The organism is Rahnella laticis, assembly GCF_015644585.1.
GTDB classification, from domain to species: Bacteria; Pseudomonadota; Gammaproteobacteria; order Enterobacterales; family Enterobacteriaceae; genus Rahnella; species Rahnella laticis.
The window spans coordinates 39,713-59,921 of the sequence record NZ_JADOBI010000001.1 but is presented as its reverse complement, the minus strand read 5'-3'; the positions used below and the strand labels follow the sequence as shown (position 1 = coordinate 59,921).

Annotated in this window: 16 protein-coding genes; 11 read left to right on the top strand and 5 right to left on the bottom strand. The window is 53.4% G+C overall.

Annotated features, from left to right (window positions below):
- Positions 1 to 3: 3 nt before the first annotated feature.
- Positions 4 to 711, bottom strand: coding sequence for a 16S rRNA pseudouridine(516) synthase RsuA (gene rsuA, locus IV433_RS00160; RefSeq protein ID WP_195812923.1), 708 nt, complete (start codon positions 709 to 711; stop codon positions 4 to 6).
- Positions 712 to 1,117: 406 nt separating this feature from the next.
- On the opposite strand from rsuA, the gene IV433_RS00155 reads away from it, so the two are divergent.
- Entirely contained in the window at positions 1,118 to 2,881 is a 1,764-nt protein-coding gene (locus IV433_RS00155; RefSeq protein WP_195812924.1) for a DEAD/DEAH box helicase, read from the top strand.
- A 152-nt stretch (positions 2,882 to 3,033) separates the two neighbouring features.
- On the top strand, positions 3,034 to 3,324 hold the full coding sequence (gene rplY, locus IV433_RS00150) for a 50S ribosomal protein L25 (RefSeq protein WP_095922802.1): 291 nt from the start codon (positions 3,034 to 3,036) through the stop codon (positions 3,322 to 3,324).
- Positions 3,325 to 3,582: 258 nt separating this feature from the next.
- Here rplY and yejK read toward each other — a convergent pair whose 3' ends face one another.
- Entirely contained in the window at positions 3,583 to 4,584 is a 1,002-nt protein-coding gene (gene yejK, locus IV433_RS00145) for a nucleoid-associated protein YejK (protein WP_101076067.1), read from the bottom strand.
- 222 nt (positions 4,585 to 4,806) lie between these two features.
- On the opposite strand from yejK, the gene IV433_RS00140 reads away from it, so the two are divergent.
- The 6 genes from IV433_RS00140 (at position 4,807) to IV433_RS00115 (ending at position 11,200) form a co-directional block, all read left to right on the top strand.
- Entirely contained in the window at positions 4,807 to 5,034 is a 228-nt protein-coding gene (locus IV433_RS00140; protein WP_104921319.1) for a YejL family protein, read from the top strand.
- Between the two features lie 24 nt (positions 5,035 to 5,058).
- Positions 5,059 to 6,840: an LPS biosynthesis-modulating metalloenzyme YejM gene (yejM, locus tag IV433_RS00135; protein WP_195812925.1), complete on the top strand. Its 1,782-nt coding sequence runs from the start codon at positions 5,059 to 5,061 to the stop codon at positions 6,838 to 6,840.
- Positions 6,841 to 7,032: 192 nt separating this feature from the next.
- The gene (locus IV433_RS00130; protein WP_195812926.1) at positions 7,033 to 7,998 is read left to right on the top strand and encodes a glutathione S-transferase family protein; all 966 of its coding nucleotides are present in this window, start codon (positions 7,033 to 7,035) and stop codon (positions 7,996 to 7,998) included.
- 79 nt (positions 7,999 to 8,077) lie between these two features.
- A complete protein-coding gene (locus tag IV433_RS00125; protein WP_152324336.1) occupies positions 8,078 to 8,320 on the top strand; it encodes a DinI family protein in 243 nt (80 codons plus the stop codon).
- A gap of 219 nt (positions 8,321 to 8,539) precedes the next feature.
- Entirely contained in the window at positions 8,540 to 10,312 is a 1,773-nt protein-coding gene (locus IV433_RS00120) for a penicillin-binding transpeptidase domain-containing protein (protein WP_152324337.1), read from the top strand.
- Between the two features lie 501 nt (positions 10,313 to 10,813).
- Positions 10,814 to 11,200 (top strand): helix-turn-helix domain-containing protein, encoded by a 387-nt coding sequence (locus IV433_RS00115; RefSeq protein WP_101076072.1) that lies wholly within the window; start codon positions 10,814 to 10,816, stop codon positions 11,198 to 11,200.
- 128 nt (positions 11,201 to 11,328) lie between these two features.
- On the opposite strand, the gene ompC is transcribed toward IV433_RS00115, so the two are convergent.
- Positions 11,329 to 12,450, bottom strand: coding sequence for a porin OmpC (ompC, locus tag IV433_RS00110; protein WP_195812927.1), 1,122 nt, complete (start codon positions 12,448 to 12,450; stop codon positions 11,329 to 11,331).
- Between the two features lie 767 nt (positions 12,451 to 13,217).
- Between ompC and IV433_RS00105 the strand changes: the two genes are divergently transcribed.
- The 3 genes from IV433_RS00105 (at position 13,218) to IV433_RS00095 (ending at position 16,067) form a co-directional block, all read left to right on the top strand.
- Positions 13,218 to 15,248 (top strand): DUF4034 domain-containing protein, encoded by a 2,031-nt coding sequence (locus IV433_RS00105; RefSeq protein WP_195812928.1) that lies wholly within the window; start codon positions 13,218 to 13,220, stop codon positions 15,246 to 15,248.
- A gap of 97 nt (positions 15,249 to 15,345) precedes the next feature.
- Positions 15,346 to 15,657: a type II toxin-antitoxin system HigB family toxin gene (locus IV433_RS00100; RefSeq protein WP_195812929.1), complete on the top strand. Its 312-nt coding sequence runs from the start codon at positions 15,346 to 15,348 to the stop codon at positions 15,655 to 15,657.
- Positions 15,654 to 16,067 (top strand): helix-turn-helix domain-containing protein, encoded by a 414-nt coding sequence (locus IV433_RS00095; protein ID WP_195812930.1) that lies wholly within the window; start codon positions 15,654 to 15,656, stop codon positions 16,065 to 16,067. The genes IV433_RS00100 and IV433_RS00095 overlap by 4 nt, the downstream gene beginning before the upstream one ends.
- Positions 16,068 to 16,796: 729 nt before the next feature.
- On the opposite strand, the gene IV433_RS00090 is transcribed toward IV433_RS00095, so the two are convergent.
- Together IV433_RS00090 and IV433_RS00085 are read right to left on the bottom strand one after the other, a co-directional pair.
- Positions 16,797 to 17,966: an HlyD family efflux transporter periplasmic adaptor subunit gene (locus IV433_RS00090; protein WP_104921308.1), complete on the bottom strand. Its 1,170-nt coding sequence runs from the start codon at positions 17,964 to 17,966 to the stop codon at positions 16,797 to 16,799.
- A gap of 17 nt (positions 17,967 to 17,983) precedes the next feature.
- The gene (locus tag IV433_RS00085) at positions 17,984 to 20,161 is read right to left on the bottom strand and encodes a type I secretion system permease/ATPase (protein ID WP_195812931.1); all 2,178 of its coding nucleotides are present in this window, start codon (positions 20,159 to 20,161) and stop codon (positions 17,984 to 17,986) included.
- Between the last annotated feature and the right edge of the window lie 48 nt (positions 20,162 to 20,209).

Here is a 20,209-nt window from a genome sequence, read left to right as displayed (position 1 = left end):
AAACTATCGCGAGGGAACGCCAACGCTGGCAATTTCCTGCTCAGTTAAAGGCCGGTACTGGCCCGGTTCTAAATCTTCATCCATCACGATTTCGCCGATCCGCTCACGGTGCAGCGCGACCACGCGGTTACCGACTGCCGCAAACATACGTTTCACCTGATGGTAACGGCCTTCGCTGATGGTCAGACGCACCAGGTTCTCTTCGATTTGCGCGAGTTTCGCCGGTTTGGTCAGGGAATCTTCATTATGCAGCTGTACGCCCGCTTCAAACTGCGCGGCGGTGTCGTCAGCCAGCGGATTTTCGAGCGTAACCAGATAGGTTTTCTCGCAATGATGGCGCGGTGAAGTGATGCGGTGCGACCACTGGCCGTCGTCGGTCATTAACACCAGACCGGTGGTGTCGATGTCCAGACGCCCTGCGGCATGCAGCTTGTAGGCCACCGGCTCTTCGAGGAAGTACAGCACGGTCGGATGATCCGGGTCATCGGTGGAACACACATAACCCTGCGGCTTGTTAAGCATGAAATAACGCGGGCCGGTGATGAGATCCAGCACATTGCCGTCGAACTCGACGCGCTGTTCAGGGCTGATTTTCATCGAGCCGGTTTTGACGATTTCGCCGTCAACGGTGACACGTTTGTTGCGCAGCTCACGTAAAACGAGCGCGCGGCTTACACCTAATTGCTGAGATAGAAACTTGTCCAGACGCATTGGATAGTCTTGCCTTCGTGGCGATCTGAGTGATCGCGTTACTGATAAAACACAAGACCCCGCCGCTGCAACAGGGCAACTGACAGGGTTCAGGGTTGTTCGATTCGTAATACTTTCAGTTCGTATAGCTGCAACGAGTGATTATTACTTCGAGGGGGCAGATTCACTGCCGCATTGAGCGGAAGAGTATAGCCGTGCTTGGCGGCGCATCCTAGGAGGAAGAGGAAAAATAAGCAGGCTAAACATTCACGGAAGGTGATTTGATTGCAGATCGCCATTGGGCAGATTTCTTGGCATACTTCACCACTGTAGTTATTAACAGTGATCGCTATTAACAGTAATCGTTATTAACAATGATCGTAAATAACAGGCTTTTTTAATAAGTCAGTCTGAGGTGATTCTCCCTGTGACCGCTTTTACCCTTCGTCCCTATCAGCAGGATGCCGTTGACGCCACGCTGCGTCATTTCCGCCAGCACGATGAACCGGCTGTGATCGTATTGCCTACCGGTGCCGGAAAAAGCCTGGTGATTGCCGAGCTGGCAAGGGTGGCGCGCGGGCGCGTGCTGGTTCTGGCGCACGTCAAAGAACTGGTCGCGCAGAATCACAGTAAATACCTTTCTTACGGGCTGGAAGCGGATATCTTCGCGGCGGGCCTGAATCTCAAACAAAGCAGCGGCAAAGTGGTGTTCGGCAGCGTGCAGTCCGTTGCGCCCAATCTGGCAGAATTCAGCGGTGAGTTTTCCCTGCTGATTGTCGACGAGTGCCACCGAATTTCCGACTACGATAACAGCCAGTACCAGCAAATTATCGGCCATCTTAAAGCGCAAAACCCGCGGCTGCGACTGCTCGGGCTGACGGCAACGCCCTATCGTCTGGGTAAAGGCTGGATTTATCAGTATCATCATCAGGGCATTGTGCGCGGCGATTCCAACAGCCTGTTCCGCGATTGTATTTATGAACTGCCGCTGCGTTACATGATTAAAAACGGCTTTCTGGTGCCGCCGGAACGGCTCGATATGCCGGTCGTCAGCTACGATTTCAGCCGGTTGCAGGCCAACAGCAACGGGCTGTTCAGCGAGGCAGATCTTAACGATGAGTTGCGTCAGCAAAAACGCATCACGCCGCACATCATCAGCCAGATTATTGAGTTCGCGCACGACCGCAAAGGCGTGATGATTTTTGCTTCAACGGTGGAACACGCCGGTGAAATTTTCGGTTTGCTGCCCAAAGGCGAAGCGGCGCTGATCAGCGCACAAACCCACGCCGTCGAACGCGACCGGATGATCACCGCCTTTAAGCAGCAGGAACTGCGCTATCTGGTAAACGTCTCGGTGCTGACCACCGGCTTTGATGCGCCGCATGTCGATCTGATTGCGATCCTGCGCCCGACCGAATCCGTCAGCCTTTATCAGCAGATTGTCGGGCGCGGGCTGCGTCTGTCGCCGGGCAAAACGGATTGCCTGATCCTCGATTACGCCGGAAATCCACATGACCTGTTTACGCCGGAAGTGGGCAGTCACAAACCGGCGGGCGACAACAAACCGGTGCAGGTTTTCTGCCCGGCCTGCGGTTTCGCCAATATCTTCTGGGGAAAAACCACCGAAGACGGCACCGTCATCGAACATTTTGGCCGCCGCTGTCAGGGCGTGCTGGAAGATGACGACGGCAACCGCGAGCAGTGTGATTTCCGTTTCCGCTTCAAAAGCTGCCCGCACTGCGGCGCGGAAAACGATATTGCGGCGCGGCGCTGTCATCAGTGTCAGGAAATTCTGGTCGACCCGGACGATATGCTGAAAGCCGCGCTGCGTCTGAAAGATGCGCTGGTCTTGCGCTGCGGCGGCATGAACCTTGAACACGGGCGCGACGACAAAGGCGAATGGCTGAAAATCACTTATTACGATGAGGACGGCGCGGACGTTTCCGAGCGTTTCCGCCTGCAAACGCCCGCGCAGCGGATGGCGTTTTTGCATAATTTCCTGCGCCCGCATCAGCGCGCACCGGGCGTGCCGCTGGAATGGAAGTCTGCCGCAGATATCGTGGCGCAGCAGGTTTTACTGCGTCATCCGGATTTTGTTGTCGCGCGGATGAAGGGCCAGTTCTGGCAGGTGCGCGAGAAAATGTTCGATTATGAAGGGCGTTACCGACGCGCCAATGAGCTGCGCGGGTGAGTAAATAACCTGAAACCGGCTATTTATATTGCTGCAACCGCCCTGCTCCGGTATCATACCGCCCGCTTTCGCCTTGTGTGGAAGCTTGTAGTACTCAACTCGTCACTCGGTCGCAGGTGGCGGGGCAAACTTTCTTATATAGAGAAACAGACATGTTCACTATCAATGTAGAAGTACGTCCACAGGACGAGCAGGGCAAAGGTGCGAGCCGCCGCCTGCGTACAGAAAACAAATTCCCAGCTATCGTTTACGGTGGCTCAGCTGCTCCAGTTTCTATCAAACTGGACCATGATTCTGTTAAGAACATGGAAGTTAAAGCGGAGTTCTACTCTGAAGCTATTACTCTGGTTATCGACGGTAAAGAAACCAAAGTTAAAGTTCAGGCTGTACAGCGTCACCCGTTCAAGCCAAAACTGGCTCACATCGACTTCGTTCGCGTTTAATCGCTGACTGAGTTGTTGCGCATCGGGACGCCGTGCGAGAACAAATAAAAAACGCCGCCATAGCAATATAGGCGGCGTTTTTTATTGTCTGCGGTTTACCCGTTTCCTGCTCCTCCCCCTGCGAAGGGGGAGGCCGGGAGGGGGTTTTAAGGGCAAACACCCCGTTAAAGCAAACTTACCGTAATGATTCTGCTTTAATACCCCACCCCAACCCTCCCCTTCGCAGGGGAGGGAGCGGATCGCGCTATCTTCGGGTATTTATTTGCCCGCTTTACGCTGTAACTGATCCCGCAGGTTCGGCGGCGTGCCTTTAATGGTCAGCGTATCGGTCGCCGGATCCCAGAAAATACGTTCGCCCATTAACATCGCATCGAAGTTAATACTCAGGCCACCGCCGCTGCCGGCAAATTTGGTCAGCTGGCGAAGCGTGCTGCGATCGGCCGGGAACGTTTCTTCCAGCTGATAACCTTGTTCCTGCGTGAATTCTTTGAATTTCTTGTCATTCCACGGCGGCAGCTCTTCGGATAAATCATCCAGCGCAATTTCTTCGCCGGCCTGCAACTGCTCGTTGCAGTAGGTGTACACCTGCTGACGATAGTTCTGACGCTCATTTTTATCGAGCTGCGCTTCAGCACAGAAATCATCTACCGCCTGCAACAAACCGCGGTTTTGCGCTTTGGTATCCAGGCCTTCAGAAGCGCCCAGGAAATCCATGAAGAAATCAGAAACTTTGCGCCCGACGCGGCCTTTCAGGAACGTCAGGTAGCGGGAAGATTCAGGATTGGTTTCCCATTCGGTCAGATCAATACGCGCCACGATATCGGCGTGATTGATATCCAGATAATGGATGCTGCTGACGTCGAGCTGTTCGTTGACGCGCATGCTGCTGCGACTGTTAAGCACGGCAACCAGCAAATACTCCACGGCCAGGAAACGGTAATGACAAAACAGCACCACGCCGCCTTCTGCGAACGGGTATTTTGCCAGCTCATCACGAAGACGCCCGGTCGCGGCACGGCTGAAAGACAGGAAATCGTCGTCCCCTTTACGGCAACTGCGCAGCGCTGCTGACAGTTCGCTGTCTTCGTTGAACAGGCCATAGGCTTTGCTTTTCGCGCTGTAAACGCGGTGCAGTTCAGCCATCATTTCATCAACGGCGGCATTCGGCGTCAAAAGCGTATCGCGCAGCACAACATCCAGCGTTTGCTCATCACGTTTATTCAACTGGTGCAGAGCGATCTGCTCAATATCCAGACTCATGGGGACTTTCTCCTGTAAGAATTGCAGCCGTATAAGAAGGGTCTGCCTGCGGGGCGTATTCAAACACCGAAGCGCCGAAGCCGCAACTGGTTCCAGCCCCTGAAATACTGATTCACAGATGCGATCACGACCCCGACACGACCCCCGTTATAAAAATGCGGAAAGTGGTGGCGTGATCGGCTAAGATATTGGACTTTGTCAGATCAAGAAGCACATTACTCTATGGCACAATCATCCCGTTACAGTGACGAACACGTTGAACAGATCCTTTCCGAGCTGGCAACTGTTCTGGAAAAACACCGCGCCCCGACCGACCTTTCTTTGATGGTCCTGGGCAATATGGTGACAAACCTTATTAACACCAGCGTCGCTCCTGCACAGCGCAAAGCATTGTCCCAATCTTTTGCTAAAGCTTTGCAAGCGTCGATAAGAGAAGATAAAGCCCATTAATTCACTCATTGCCCAGACCCTCTCATGGTGACAAATAGTCAGCGCTATCGCGAAAAAGTTTCCCAGATGATCAGCTGGGGCCACTGGTTCGCCCTCTTCAATATCCTGTTGATTCTCGGGCTCGGCAGCCGCTACCTGTTTGTTTCTGACTGGCCTTCCTCTCTGGAAGGGCGTATTTACGCGCTGGTCAGCTGGCTTGGGCATTTCAGCTTTATCGGTTTTGCCGCCTACTTACTGATTATCTTCCCGCTGACATTCGTGGTGATGTCACAACGGCTGTTGCGATTCTTATCTGCGATACTGGCAACCGCCGGGCTGACGCTGATTCTGGTCGACACCGAAGTGTTCACCCGCTTCCACCTGCATATTAATCCGGTGGTCTGGGAACTTGTCGTCAACCCGGGTCAGGGCGAAATGGCGCGTGACTGGCAACTGATGTTTATTGCCGTGCCGGTCATTTTTCTGCTCGAAATGTTATTCGGCACCTGGGCGTGGCAAAAGCTGCGCAGCCTGAACCGCCGTAATTTCGCCAAGCCCATCGTTGTGCTGTTTATCGTGAGCTTCTTTGCGTCGCACCTGATGTACATCTGGGCGGATGCAAATTTCTATCGTCCGATTACCATGCAGCGCGCGAATCTTCCGCTGTCGTATCCGATGACGGCGCGTAAGTTCCTCGAAAAACACGGCCTGCTGAATGCCGAGGAATACCAGAAGCGGCTGATTGAGCAAGGGAATCCGGAAGCGCTGGCGGTGGAATATCCGCTTAACAGCATCAGTTTTGCCAAAACCGGCTCGAAATATAACCTGCTGATGGTCGTGCTTGACGGCGTGCATGAAGCGACGCTCGATCAGGACATGCCTGCGCTGGCCGATTTCGCCAAGCACAATATTCGTTTTGACCAGCATTTCAGCTCCGGCAACCGTAACGACACCGGCCAGTTTGGCCTGTTCTACGGAATTTCGCCGACCTATATGCAGGGGATTCTGGCCGCACGTAAACCTTCTGCGCTGGTGACATCGCTGGAGCAACAGGGTTATGAATTTGGTCTGTTTGCTTCGGACGGCTTTTACAGCCCGCTGTACCGTCAGGCGCTGCTGACTGATTTCACCTTGCCTGCGCCGGTAAAACAGTCGGATGCACAAACCGTTTCTCAGTGGCAGCAATGGCTGAATGTGCGCGGCAACGGTCCGTGGTTCTCCTACGTCAACCTGAATGGCATCAGCAGCACATTGCGTCAGGACGGCGACAGCGTACCGGTCGGAAATACGTTTATTCATCGCTATCAGCGCGGCGCGCAAAGCGTTGATCAGCAAATTGCGGTCATGCTGCAATCGCTGAAAGATCGCGGCGATATGGATAAAACCGTGGTGGTGATTACCGCTTCGCACGGTATGGAGTTTAACGAGAACGGTACCTGGGGTTCGGGTAACGCGATGAACCGCCGCCAGTTGCAGGTTCCGCTGATTATCCACTGGCCGGGCACACCGGCTCAGAGTATCAGCAAGCTTACCGATCACGCGGATGTGATGACCACGCTGATGCAGCGTCTGCTTCACGTCACCACGTCACCGGCAGATTATTCGCAGGGTGAGGATTTGTTTGCCGCGAAACGCCGTCACAACTGGGTCACGACCAGCGACGACGGAACGCTGGTGATCACCACGCCAGACCAGACGCTTGAGCTGGAAAGCGACGGGGATTACCGCGCCTTCGACATTAATGGCAAGCGGATTAAAGATCAGAAGCCGGAACTTGGCCTGCTGTTGCAGGTACTGACCGACGAAAAACGCTTCCTGGCCAATTAATCGTTTTGCAGGACACCTGAAAAACCAACCTTAACCGGTTGGTTTTTTTTATGAAATCAGCCCTCCGCTTCCCGTCAAAATCCCCTTCAGTTTATTTGACCTTCTTTATGAAAATTATGTCGTTTATGGGCTGATACAAAACCGCTACGGTAGGTTCATCAACAATAAAAACGTTATCGGAGTGCAGCCATCGTGTCGGGACTGGTCAACGGAAAATGGGTAAGCGGCGACGTCGCTAAAGAAGAAATCAAAAACGGTGCCTTTCATCGCGAGGAAACCGCGTTTCGTGAAACACACATCGAGCCGCAGGCAGGCCGTTATCAGCTTTTCGTTTCTTATCTGTGCCCGTGGGCCTCGCGCACGCTGATATTCCGCCATCTGAAAGGGCTGGAAACGTTTATTTCCGTTTCCATCGCACAACCGGTCATTGGCGAAAATGGCTGGACGTTCGACGAGCCGCAGGACGCCGGAGATAAAATTCCGGCCATCCGCCACGTTCATGAGCTGTACAACGCCAGCGATGCACATTACACCGGCAAAGTCTCCGTGCCCGTTTTGTGGGATCGCCAGGAAGGCCGCATCGTGAACAACGAATCAGCCGATATCATCCGCATCCTTAACCAGGCTTTCGACGCGCTCAGCGGCAATCAGGATGATTTCTACCCTGCCCTGCTTCGCGAGGAAATCGACCGCTGGAACGAAATTATTTATCACGACGTCAACAACGGCGTGTACAAAACCGGTTTTGCGAAAACGCAGGAAAGCTACAACACCGCCGTCACCCGGCTTTTCAGCACGTTTGATACGCTGGAAACCCATTTAGACAGCCACCGTTATATCGCCGGGGAGTATCTCACCGAAGCCGACTGGCGTTTGTTCGTCACGCTGGTGCGGTTTGACAGCGCGTATCACGGCGCTTTCAAATGCAATATCCGCCGTATCGAGGACTACCCTAATCTTTCAAATTATTTGCGTGAACTCTATCAGTGGCCGGGGATCAGCGACACCGTCAGTCTGGCGCACATCAAACAAGGCTATTACGGAATTCTGTGGCTGAATCCGACCGGAATTGTCCCGGCGGGTCCGGAACTGGATTTACGATGCGCCCATAACCGTGAACGGCTGGACAGTCTGGGCATCATCCAGAAACTACGCTAAAAATTGCTTGGACCCGCAAAGATAACACTGTATATTTCAACAGTTATTTTTCTCCCCCAGCCAGAAAACGAGGAAAGCTATGCGGGTCGAACTGATTTTTGACAAACGGAATGTCTCAAGGATCCCAAATGCCAGTGAAAAAATTGAGGCAGAACTGGTTAAGCGGGTGCACCGCATGTTCCCTGACGCTGAAGTAAAAGTGAAACCGATGCAGGCCAACGGGCTGAATACGCACGGTGCCAGCAAGCAGGAACGTTCGCAATTAAACCAAATGCTGGAAGAAATGTTTGAAGAAGCCGACGAATGGCTTTCGGTAGAGTAAAAAGGCGCGTCCCCGTTGCACTTGGTTACAAAGAGCAATTGAAATAAACAACCCATAGCTATCGCTTAATATAAGATGTGAACGTTATATAAATTCATTATCTATCAGAGCGATGAGCCGCCGTTTTATCGGGCACAGCCTGGATTATTTTCATCCGGCTTACTGCCTTCGCGCCATCGCTTTTCGCTTCAAACGCGTCAACGACTTTGCGAAACAGCCATGCCACCGAGCCCAAGAAAATCCAGCGCCCAACCTCATTTTTACACCAAGCGCTTTGCGCTGATTTGTCTCGGCATTGTCTGCTGTCTGGCGCTTCTGCTGGGCCGCGTCGGCTATTTACAGCTGCTCAACCAGCCCATGCTGGAAAAAGAAGCAGACTCGCGTTCACTGCGTTCCAGCATTATCCCCGCCGGGCGCGGCACGATTGCCGACCGCAACGGGCATCCTCTTGCGCTCAGTGTGGCGTCAAAAGATATTATTGCTGATCCGTTCCGTATTCTGGAACTGCACAGCGATCTCAACAGCCCGAAATGGCAATATCTGGCTTCTGCGCTGAATGTCCCGCTTTCGCAATTACAGCAAACCATCAACAGCGATCCGCAGCGCCGTTTCGTTTATCTCGGCCGAAAAATCGAAGAAGGCATAGCCGGTGATATCGGCCAGCTGCATCTCGGCGGCGTCTCCAGCCAGAACGACGACAGCCGCTATTATCCGATGAGTGAAGCCGCAGCAAACCTTGTCGGCGTGGTCGGTACTGATAACGAAGGTCTTAACGGCATCGAAAAAGGTTTTAATGCCTTGTTGCAGGGCAAACCCGGCATGCGCGAATACCGTCAGGATCGCCACGGCAACGTTATCGGGATTTTGAAAGAAGTCGCGCCGCAGCAGCCGCCGACGATAAATCTCAGTATCGACAGCTTTATGCAGTACGTGTTGTATTCGCGGCTGCGTGAAGGCGTATTGCTCAACCAGGCAGAATCCGGCGCCGCCGTGCTGGTCGACGTGAGCACCGGTGAAATTCTGGGCATGGCTTCTTTCCCGTCTTACAACCCGAATAACTACGCGGGCGTTCAGCCTAAAGACATGCGTAACGTTGCCATCAGCGACAGTTTTGAACCCGGTTCGACAGTCAAACCGCTGGTGGTCATGGCCGGTCTGGCACGTCGTATGATTCGGCCAGATTCCGTGCTCGATACCCATCCGTACACCGTTAACGGTCACCTGATTAAAGACGTTGGCCACTGGCCAGCGCTGACCATTACCGGCATCTTGCAAAAATCCAGCGACATCGCGGTCTCACACATTGCACTGGCGATGCCTGCCAACGTGCTGGTGCAGCTTTATCAGTCATTCGGGCTGGGTAAAGCCACGGATTTAGGGATTGGCGGCGAAAGCAGCGGTTACTTCCCGGCGCACCGTGACCGCTGGGCGGACATCGAACGCGCCACGTTCTCCTTCGGCTACGGCCTGCGCGTCACGCCGCTGCAAATCGCCCGTGAATACGCCACCATCGGCGCGGAAGGCATTTACCGTCCGCTGTCGATCACCAAAGTCACGCCTCCGGTGCTCGGCACCCGCGTGATGTCCGCCGACGTGGTCAGAACGGTAATTCATATGATGGAAAGTGACGCCCTGCCCGGCGGCTCCGGCCTCAGCGCCGCGGTGCCCGGTTACCGCTTAGCGATTAAAACCGGTACTGCCGAAAAAATGGGTGCCAGCGGCAAATACGATGGCGGTTACATCAACTACACCGCCGGTGTTGCACCGGCCAGTAATCCGCGCGTGGCGCTGGTGGTGATGGTCAATAATCCGCAGGCCGGTAAACACTTCGGTGGCTCGGTCGCGGGCCCGATTTTCGGGCATATCATGGGCGAAATTCTCAACCACATGAACATCGCGCCAGATGCACTGGTGCCGGAAACACCGCCAACCACCGTTATCAATGGCGGTCAGAAAACGGATCTGGTGCGTCGCCCAGCGACTGATGGTTAAACGAAGCGTAGAAAAATCGCGAAAAAACGCTGACCCGCTGGATCTCACCGAAAGAAGCGGTTAACGTGCGGATGTTTTGTCAGTTGAAGTCCACGCGGAGGAAGAGCGGCGCGCTCTGTCAGAAAAAAATGAAACGGCTTCTTATCGTTTTTATCGTTTTTGTCGCGGTTTGTCTGGGCGTTATTGCCCTCAATATGCAGGGTAGCGGCCCCTGGTAAACAGCGTTCATGAGGGAGAAATCACTGTGCCAACCGGTAAGAACTTCGTCATTTTGATCGTTCTTATTCTCGTCGGGATTGTTGTGGTAGACGATGGCATAGCGCGGTTAATTCACTGGATCCTGCTACGTTAACATGATGGCCCGCCAGGCGACGCTCGTCGTTCTGTCCACCGGGCCTTTTCTGCAAGTTGTCTGCTACGCCATCAACTGAGCAACACCTGCCACGCCATCATGACGAAGTCGTGTATAATAGCGATATTCAACCTTAATACAGACTGGTTATGGCTCAGGACATTCATATCGCTATCGTCTGCGCACTCAGCAAATGGATTGAAGGCCATCTTGGTCGCGTCATTCATCTTGAAGAACTGGCTGAGTATTCAGGCTATTCGCTTTGGCACATGCAAAAATTATTCAAAGAATCGACAGGCATTTCTCTGGGGAAGTACATCAGGGAGCGCCGTCTGGCGAGCGCTGTTTATCAACTGAGCAGCAGTGAAACCCCGATTTTCGATATCGCGATGGATTTCGGATTCGGCTCGCAGTCGCATTTCACCTACATGTTCCGTAAGCGTTTTAACATCACGCCTCATGAATTCCGCCAAAACCCGGACATCGAACTCGACGTTTCTCCCCCGCTTCATCTGATCCATCAGAAATCAGCCTGAGAATCGCAGCCTTTCAAAAATAAAAAACGCGGCCATCAGAGGCCGCGTTCTTTTACTGCTTTTTTTGACTGCTTGTACTCAAAGTCTTGCAAAAACTAAGCGCTATTCTGTGTCTGAGAAAGGCACTCTTAGAACTGATACACCAGACCTACCGCAGTCACGTCATCGGTGTTAATACCGGCGTTGTCTGTGAAGGTGCTGCTGTCGATCAGGTTAATTTTATAGTCAACATAGGCCGACATGTTTTTGTTGAAGTAGTAAGTCGCACCCAGGTCGACGAATTTAACCAGATCCTGATCCTGGTAATTGTTGCCCAGACGGTCGCTACCCAAATCTTTACCGCGGGTTTGGTTATATGCCACGAACGGACGCAGACCGAAGTCGAACTGGTAGCTTGCGTAGGCCTCGAATGCCTGAGACTGGTTAGCATAGCCGTAAGCTTCTGAGTCGGTAGAACCGAAGCGTGAAGCGTTATAAGCCTGAGTAAACATGGCGGCCAGATAGACATTGTTGGCGTCATATTTCAGACCACCGGTATAACCTTCGGCTTTTTTACCGTCGCCCATGATGCCGGCAGCTGAGTTTTGCTCGTCGGTACGGTCAGAGTTGAAGAATGCACCCGCCACGCTGACGCCCGCGCCAATATCGTAGCTCAGGGACATACCGTAACCGTCGCCGTTCTGCGTCAGCACATTACGTGTGCCAGGTTCAGAACCGCCGCTGTCATTTTTACCCTGATATTGCAGAGCGAAATGCAGGCCGTCGACCAGGCCGAAGAAGTTGTCGTTACGGTAAGTCGCCACGCCGTTGGTACGCTGATAGAGGAACTGGTCAGCGCCGTAGGTGGAACCATCGAACTCAGGCTGCATGTCGGTCCATGCGGCAACGTCGTACATTACGCCGTTGTTACGACCATAGTCGAAAGAACCCATGTCACCGAATTTCAGACCCGCGAAGCCATAACGCGTAAAGGCGGTGTTGTCTGAGCTTTCAGCCTGATTGGCCTGAACCTGATATTCCCACTGGCCGTAGCCGGTCAGCTGGTCGGTGATCTGTGTTTCACCTTTGAAGCCCAGACGGATGTAGCTCTGATCGCCGTCATTGCCTGCGTTGTTTGAAAAGTAATGCAAACCATCAACTAAACCGTAAAGGTCCAGTTTATTACCATCTTTATTATAAACTTCTGCCGCACTTGCTGAGCCTGCAACCACTAACGCAGGGATCATGAGTGAAAGAACACGGAGTTTCATTTTTCTGTCCTCGATAGGTGTCGGACCGTGCCACTGAATGTAAAGTACACGTTTTTTTACTGCTTTAGATATTGCATAACGCTTGTATGAATTTTGGCCCGACATGGCAAATCCATTCTCTGGATATAATTACTATTAATCCAGAAAGAAAATGATACGAAATTAGTTAAGACATTTCCTATTTATGAGAAGGTGTAACAATTTATTAAAATTGAGCGTTTTTAGAGCTGAAAATAATTGTTAAAATAAAGCACGCAAAGCTAATTTAATAAGTAATTCAATAAAAACAATACGATACCACAGATAGTTACCGCACTAAGTGATAAAGCAACTTTCACGCAATAATATATACTTCATCTCGCTATCATCATTATTTGTTATTCTATTACCCTCATTCCCCGTCTTGTGGAAACAACAGCCGACCCTTAGTGGTCGGTTTTTTTTGATTTTTATAAGAAATAATAACTTAATGTGATATTCATCACTTAATTATATCGCGCACAACAAGTACTTTTCTCCATAATTACCTCACAGTTTCTCCATTATTCACAACCCGATTTTCTTAATAGTTGATATCTAATCCTAGGAATTATTAAGGAATTTCCGGAATATTATTAATTAATATTGTGGAGAGGGTTTATTGGTCAGCGACGGTTCAGATCCGCTACTATACGCAAAGTCAGACCAATCCCGCTGATCGCTTCAGGGGAGACCGGTACACTGCCGGTGCCACGCAAGACCTTATTTTCAACTGTTCAGGGAACCCCATGCCACAACAGGACCAGCCAGATAACATTTCCAAAGCCAGAATGCTTCTGGCAACCCGCCGTTTTCTCAAACTCGACGAGTGGCTGTTGTCACATATGCGTAGCTGGCAGAATCAGGGCGAAAGCCACAGCGATTACGGATTATTAATGCATCCGTCCACGCTGTTTGGCGGCACGGAGTTCCAGGCGCTCAATCCGCTGGAGATCCTCAGCGACTGGGCGCAGCAATGTCCGCAGAGCTATCATGCACATGTTTTGCTGGGGATGGTCTGGCACGAAAATGCCTGGATGATCCGCCAGGCACCCAATGAAGAAGACATTGAAGATCACCAGTGGCTCGGTGCCCAGTTGTGCTGTGATTACGCCGTGCTGGCTTTCCTGAAAGCCATTGAACTGCATCCCCGCCCGACCCACGCTTTCCGCCATATGATGAATCTCAGCGGCGGCTTCGGTGAACCGTACTGGCTTAAATCTTTATTCGCCGGTGAAATCCCCAAACCGCTGCATGAGAAATTCTCGATTCAGGGCAGCGAAATCTGGCAGGCGGGCATCGCGCATATCCATGCACTGGGTTTTGAACCCGCGACACACTGGCCGCAGGCTTTGCCAGCCGCCCTGCAACAAACCCGTAAAGCGGATGAAGAAGCGCTCAGTTACTGGCTGCGTATGGCGATGTCGGTACGCCACGCGGACGTCGGCACGATGGAGTCATACCTTTTATTCCATTCCGCATTCTGGGGCGGCAGCGATGAGCAGCAGATGCTGATTATCGACAGCCCGCTGTGTGCGGAATTCAGCGACGATGAACGCAACCAGTTCCGCGCAAATGCGCTGTGCGATGCCTTATCCGGTGAAATAGCGGATCGGGAATCCCCGCGCGCCGCGCAATTACAGCAACAGCTGGCCGGTTTACTTGCACAACCGCTGGAGCCCGCCACCCGCGTCCGTTTGCTGGATCTGGCCGGGATCTGCATGGCGTACTGGCAGGATGACGATCAGGCGGGGCTGGCGGTTTATCAGGATCTCTTTGCGGTTTCCCCGCAGGCGATGCCCGGTCATTTTGCCGCGCTCTTTATTTCCCGTGCGGTGCTGGCGAACGGCCATCAGGAAGGGTTGCCGGTTCTGACGCAGTTGCTGACCCGTGCGCTGAGTCAGGCCATCGATCCGGTGCTGATCAGCTTCGCCGCCGCCGCGTTGCAATATGGTTTGTACGGATTGCCCGCCAGACCGGAGCTGAGCAGCGGATTAATGGAACACGCCTGGTCTTTGATGCAGCAATCCGGTGACGAACAGCCGGTGAAAGATCTGGTCACGCTGGCGCACGACATGGCGATCAACGACGATCTGGACGCTGCGCATTTCCTGATGACCGAAATGGCCCGTCACGGCAGCGCCATTCACTGCTACGAACTGTACTTTTTCTACCGCAACGGCTGGCATCAGGATGTGCCGGAGCAATATCACAATGACAGCAACGCGATGGATTGCGTGCTCAGCGCCGCACGCTCCGGGCTGGTACCCGCCATGTTTACCTGCGCCAACGCCCTGCGGGAAGGCCTCGGTGCAGATCCGGATTACGAGCAGGCCATGCACTGGTATCAGCGCGCCGCCGACGCCGGACATCTCTCCGCCGCCTACTTTCGCGCCAGCTGTGCGCTGGATAACGGTACAGAAGCGGAAAAACGTCTCGCCACCGGCCAGTGGTTGCCCGAGATTCTGCATAACGCCGCGCATCCCGATCGCGCCGAAGCCGCCTACACGCTGGGAATGGCATGGCTGACGGGCACCGGTACGAAGAAAAACCGTTACACCGCCAGCAAGTTTATTGAGTTTGCTCTCGGACTGAATCCCGAATCCGAAGCCGCCAGACAGGTGCATCAGGATCTCAACGGCTCACTGCGGGCACGCATGAATTTATGGCAGGATAAACGGAAAGCCGAAGTGGAAGATCCGATCGCGGAGTTCCGTCAGAACCATGAAAACTTCTCTGAAAATTCTTTGGAACCCGTCCCGCAATCTGACAACAGCTAAAGCGCTATTCCTCCTGAATAAGATTATTGTGGTTTACAACTTGTAAACCACAATATTACCCCTTATATTGTTCACAGGATGTGAACTCAGGAGCGCTATGCATGTTATTGCAAAGGAAGCATTCGACCAGGCTGTACGGCTGCATCCAAACGACAAAACGGCTTTACTGGCAACTTATCGCGGGCTTAAAGAGAGTGACTATCCCACGCCAGAGCATTTGAAATCCGTATTTCCCAGTCTCGATAACTTCCGCTACAGGCCGAAATGGTGGGTCATTAACGTCGGCGGCAATAACCTTCGCCTCATTGCCTATATCAATTTCGTGAACAAGCGGGTGTATATCAAACACATCGTCACACACGGGGTTTACGATCAATTGAACAAACACTACAGGACTTACACACAATGATCGCGGAAGCCATTGAAGCCAGCAAAGCGCTGATGAAAGCAGTACCTTTGCTTGGCGGAAGTACCAGCACGGCAGATTATAAAAGTGCGATCGAGCTGATTGATTACCTGATTGAACATGATGATGAAAACCCGCTTATTGAATTCCTGAGCGCAAAAATTGAAAGTTATGAGCGCCTTCATGCCGATTTCGTGCCGTTCAATACCGCACTGGAAAACCTGCCCCGCGGCGTGGAGGCCTTGCGCCAGCTGATGAAAGACTACGGACTGAAACAAAGTGATTTGCGTGTAGAGATCGGCGGTAAATCGCTGGTCAGTCAGATACTGAGCGGTAAACGCTCGCTGACCGTGGAGCATATCCGCGCGCTTGCGGTAAGGTTTAATGTTCCGACAAGTGTGTTCATTGAGTAGAGGATTTGCATGTGACACCTTTTGGAAAGGTGCAAATTTCAGTTTTTCACATGCAGTCATGCTTAAAACACAGGTCAAGACCTTGGGTTGCCATCCAAACGGGCAAGACCTTGGGCTCGCCGCCCAAACTGGCCTCAAGGAGCGCCTATCGCCGCGCCCCTTGAGAATCCCGGGCTCTTAAACTGCGCGCTATCGCTGGGTCGATGGACATGTTCTGGAACATCGGCGTGTGGCGCGAAATCTTGCCGCTACGCGGTGCCTTCCTCGAGGGCTTCGAGCCTTGCGGTCTCGAACCCTCGGTCAGCAAAATTTCTGAGTGCGCCAGATTGCCTTTGTAAAAGATTAAAACCAGCCTGATTTTGAATTTAGATAAACCTCCAGCCGATTTCAAAAAGCATTCTGAATTACATAGCCAGTGGCCGCTTTCAAAACGACGTTGAGTGAGAGGTGAGAAACAGCGAGAGTCTTTTCCGAGCAGGTTCGAACCCGAAGCGAAAGTACCGCGCAGCGGCGGCGTTTGCGGCAATAGCCGGAGTTTCTGGAACATAGCCAGCGAGCGGCAGCGCGCAGTTAAAAAGCGCGGGTGTCCAGAGGGCGCGCGCGTTAACGCGCCCTTTGGGCCAGTTTGGGCGGCGAGCCCAAGGTTTGCCAGTCAGGATGGCCCCCCAAGGCTTTAACCTGAAATTTCAGGCTTTTAAAGCCGAATAAACAGGCGGCTTACCTGTTAATTTACCGCTCCCTCAACGACTCCTTCACTTTATTCAATGGCTTAATCAGGTAATCCAGAACACTTTTCTGCCCGGTCTTGATATCCACGTTCGCCACCATGCCCGGCACAATCGGGAACTGGCGCCCGGCTTTGTTGGTCAGGAACGCTTTGTCCGTCCGGACGTAAACCCGGTAGTAATACTGGTCGCGCTTCACTTCATCCTGCAAGGTGTCCGGCGAAACGCCTTCGACTTTTCCTTCGAGATCGCCATAAATCGACGAGTCATAGGCTGAGATTTTTACCGTGGCCGGTAATCCTGGCCGGATGTAGGCAATGTCACGCGGGTTGATGCGCGTTTCGATCAGCAACTGGTCTTCAATCGGGACGATTTCCATCAGTTTGCCGCCGGGCTGGAGCACGCCGCCAACGGTGGAGACCTGAATGTCTTTTACGATGCCGTGAACCGGCGAATACAGCTCGGAACGCGTGACCTGATCTTCTTTACCCGCCATGACCTGCAACTCTGCATCCAGATCGGCGTTGTTTTTAACCTGCTCCTCACGCGCACGCACCGCGTACTGGTTAGTCGCATCGTCGATTTTGCCGCGCAGTTCGCTGGCCTGACGTTTCAGGCGGATAACTTCCACCTGCCCCGCCGCACCTTTGGCGACCAGCGGCTGGGTCATGTTGATTTCGTCATTCACCAGTTTGAGGGACTGGTTCAGGTTGGTCACCGTCTCATCACGGTTCTGCTTACGCGATAAATAAAGCTGACGTTCGCGTGCCACCAGTTCCGGGGATTTCATGGTTTCCGGGCTGAATTTCAGCGGTGCGCCGGTCAGTTCCGCGCTCAGACGCTCAGAAGACGCGCGAAGGGTTCTGACGCGTGACGCCGCTTCGCCGTAGTTTGATTGCGAACGGGTCGGGTCGAGCTGGGCCAGAAGCTGGCCTCGGCTGACGACCGAGCCTTCCTGCACCATCAGTTTTAAAATTACGCCGCCGTCCAGAGAATCAATCTGCTGCGCTTTGCTCGACGGTGTCACTTTGCCAGTACCCACCGTCACTTCATCCAGCACGGCAAAACGCGCCCAGACGAAAAAGACCAGCAGGCTGCCGAGCGTCACCCAGATAATCCACGACACTTTCCGGCTTTCGGCTTCGAACTCATCATTCAATGTTACGTGTGCCATGCGGAACCCTTAGCAGCTCAGGCTGCGCCCTGTTTGGTTTCAGCCACCACCGCCGCGGCCGGAGCCGGTGTGTTGGTGGCGGCAGTTGCCAGAATTTGATCCCGTGGCCCGTCGGCGACCACCCGTCCGTTATCCATCACCACAATTCTGTCGACCAGTTTGAGCAGCGCCGGACGGTGCGTGACCACAATCAGCGTGCGTCCGACCAGCCAGGCATGAAGCTGGCGGATCACGTAATCCTCAAGCTGTTCATCCATCGACGCGGTCGGTTCATCGAGCAACACCACCTGCGGATTTCGTAAAATCATGCGGCTGAGCATCACCATCTGACGTTGCCCGCCGGACAATCCGCGCCCGCCTTCGTTGATGATTTTATCGAGGCTGGAGGCATCGGCCTGCACCATTGATAACGCGCCGCTGATGCGCAGCGCCTGTAGCATTTCCTGATCGGTGGCATGCGGGTAACCGAGCATCAGGTTCTGGCGCAATGTGCCGAAGAACAGCCGCGAATCCTGGGACAGATAACCAATCTGGCGGCGGATATCCGCCGGTTCGACTTTGGTCATGTCGACGCCATCAATCAGAATTTTGCCCTGCGACGGGCTGGCCTGGCCGGAAAGCAATTTCAGCAGCGTCGATTTACCCGCCCCGACTTTGCCCAAAATCGCCACGCGTTCGCCGGGTTTGATTTCCAACTGACCAATGCCGAGCACGTTCGGCGAATTCTCTTTGTCGTAGGTATATTGCAGATTGCGCACGTTGAAATGGCCACTCAGCGTCGGGCAATGCGACAGTTCCGCATCAGCCGGACGATCGACCGGTTTTTTCAGCAGTTCATCCAGCCCGCGCATGGCGCTTTTCGCATGCTGCCAGCGGGAAAACACCATCGTCAGCTGCATTAATGGCGCGATGGTGCGCGAGGAAAGCATGCTGCTGGCGACCAGCGTACCGGTAGTGATATCGCCGTTCAGCACCAGATAGACCCCGAACACCAGCATGCCGCCGTAGGTCAGTTGCTGAACCGTCGATGCCCAGCCGGTCAGGCGCGCGCCCCACAAACGTTGCTTCATGCCCACGGCAGCGCTGACTTCATGAGTCTGCTCCCACTGACGCTGGAAATACGCTTCCGCCTGCAAGGCTTTGATGTCCTCAATGCCTTCGATGGTTTCCACCAGCACGGCGTTGCGCAGCGCACTTTCACGCATGCCTTCTTTCGCCAGTTTTGCCATCGGCCACTGGATCAGAATGCCGGGGATAACAATCAGCGGTATAGCCAGCAGCGGGATGATCACCAGCGGGCCGCCAATGAAGAACATGATGCCAAGAAACAGCAGGACAAACGGCATATCGGCGGCGGCGCTTACGGTGGTGGATGTCAGCAGTTCGCGCACCTGATCGATTTCGCGCAGCTGGGAAATAAAGGAGCCGGTGGATTTTGGCCGGTCGTCATTTTTGATGCTCATCGCCCGCACGAAAAACAGCGATGACACCTTGAGGTCAATCTTTTTGCCCATGAGATCCGACACCAGCGTGCGCATCAGGCGGATGATGTATTCCATCCCCGCCGCCAGCACCACGCCGAAGAACAGTACCCACAGCGTCGGGAAAGATTGCGCCGGGATCACCCGGTCGTAAACCTGCATGGAGAACAAGATGCCCGCCAGTGCCAGCACGTTACCCAAAATGGAAGCCAGCGAGATTTCTGCAATTTTGCGCCCGGAACCGCGGAAGTTTTCCCAGAACCAGTGTTTTTTATGCGGCTGAACAAACTGGTCGATACGCTGATCGCGCCCGCGAGGCGCCACACCGACGAGAAAGACCGGGCCGGTACTTTGTTCAAGCAAGGTCACCAGTTCCGCCGAACGCAGTAAATCGCCGCCGTCGCTCAGCCAGTAATCGACGTTACCGTCATCATGCAGCTGTTCAAGTACTGCGATACCGCCCTGCTCCAGCGTAATAACGGCAGGCAAAACTTCCTGCCGCCAGCGCACCTGATTCCAGCTGACCATGCCAATTTGCAAACCCATCAGGCCGCTCAGGCGATCAAGCTGACGGCGTAACGGCTGATGTTCGAACCAGCGCATTTGCTGGCGAAGAAAAAGGGGATCTGCTGGCTTACCGAATGTTTCGGCCACGCGCCCCATGGCGCTTATCCAGACGTCGATCGACAAAGGTGTTGCTGCTTCATTGCTCATTTCAACCTCGTTATCGAATGCTTCTGGCTTCTCCCGGCGGCTCTGTTT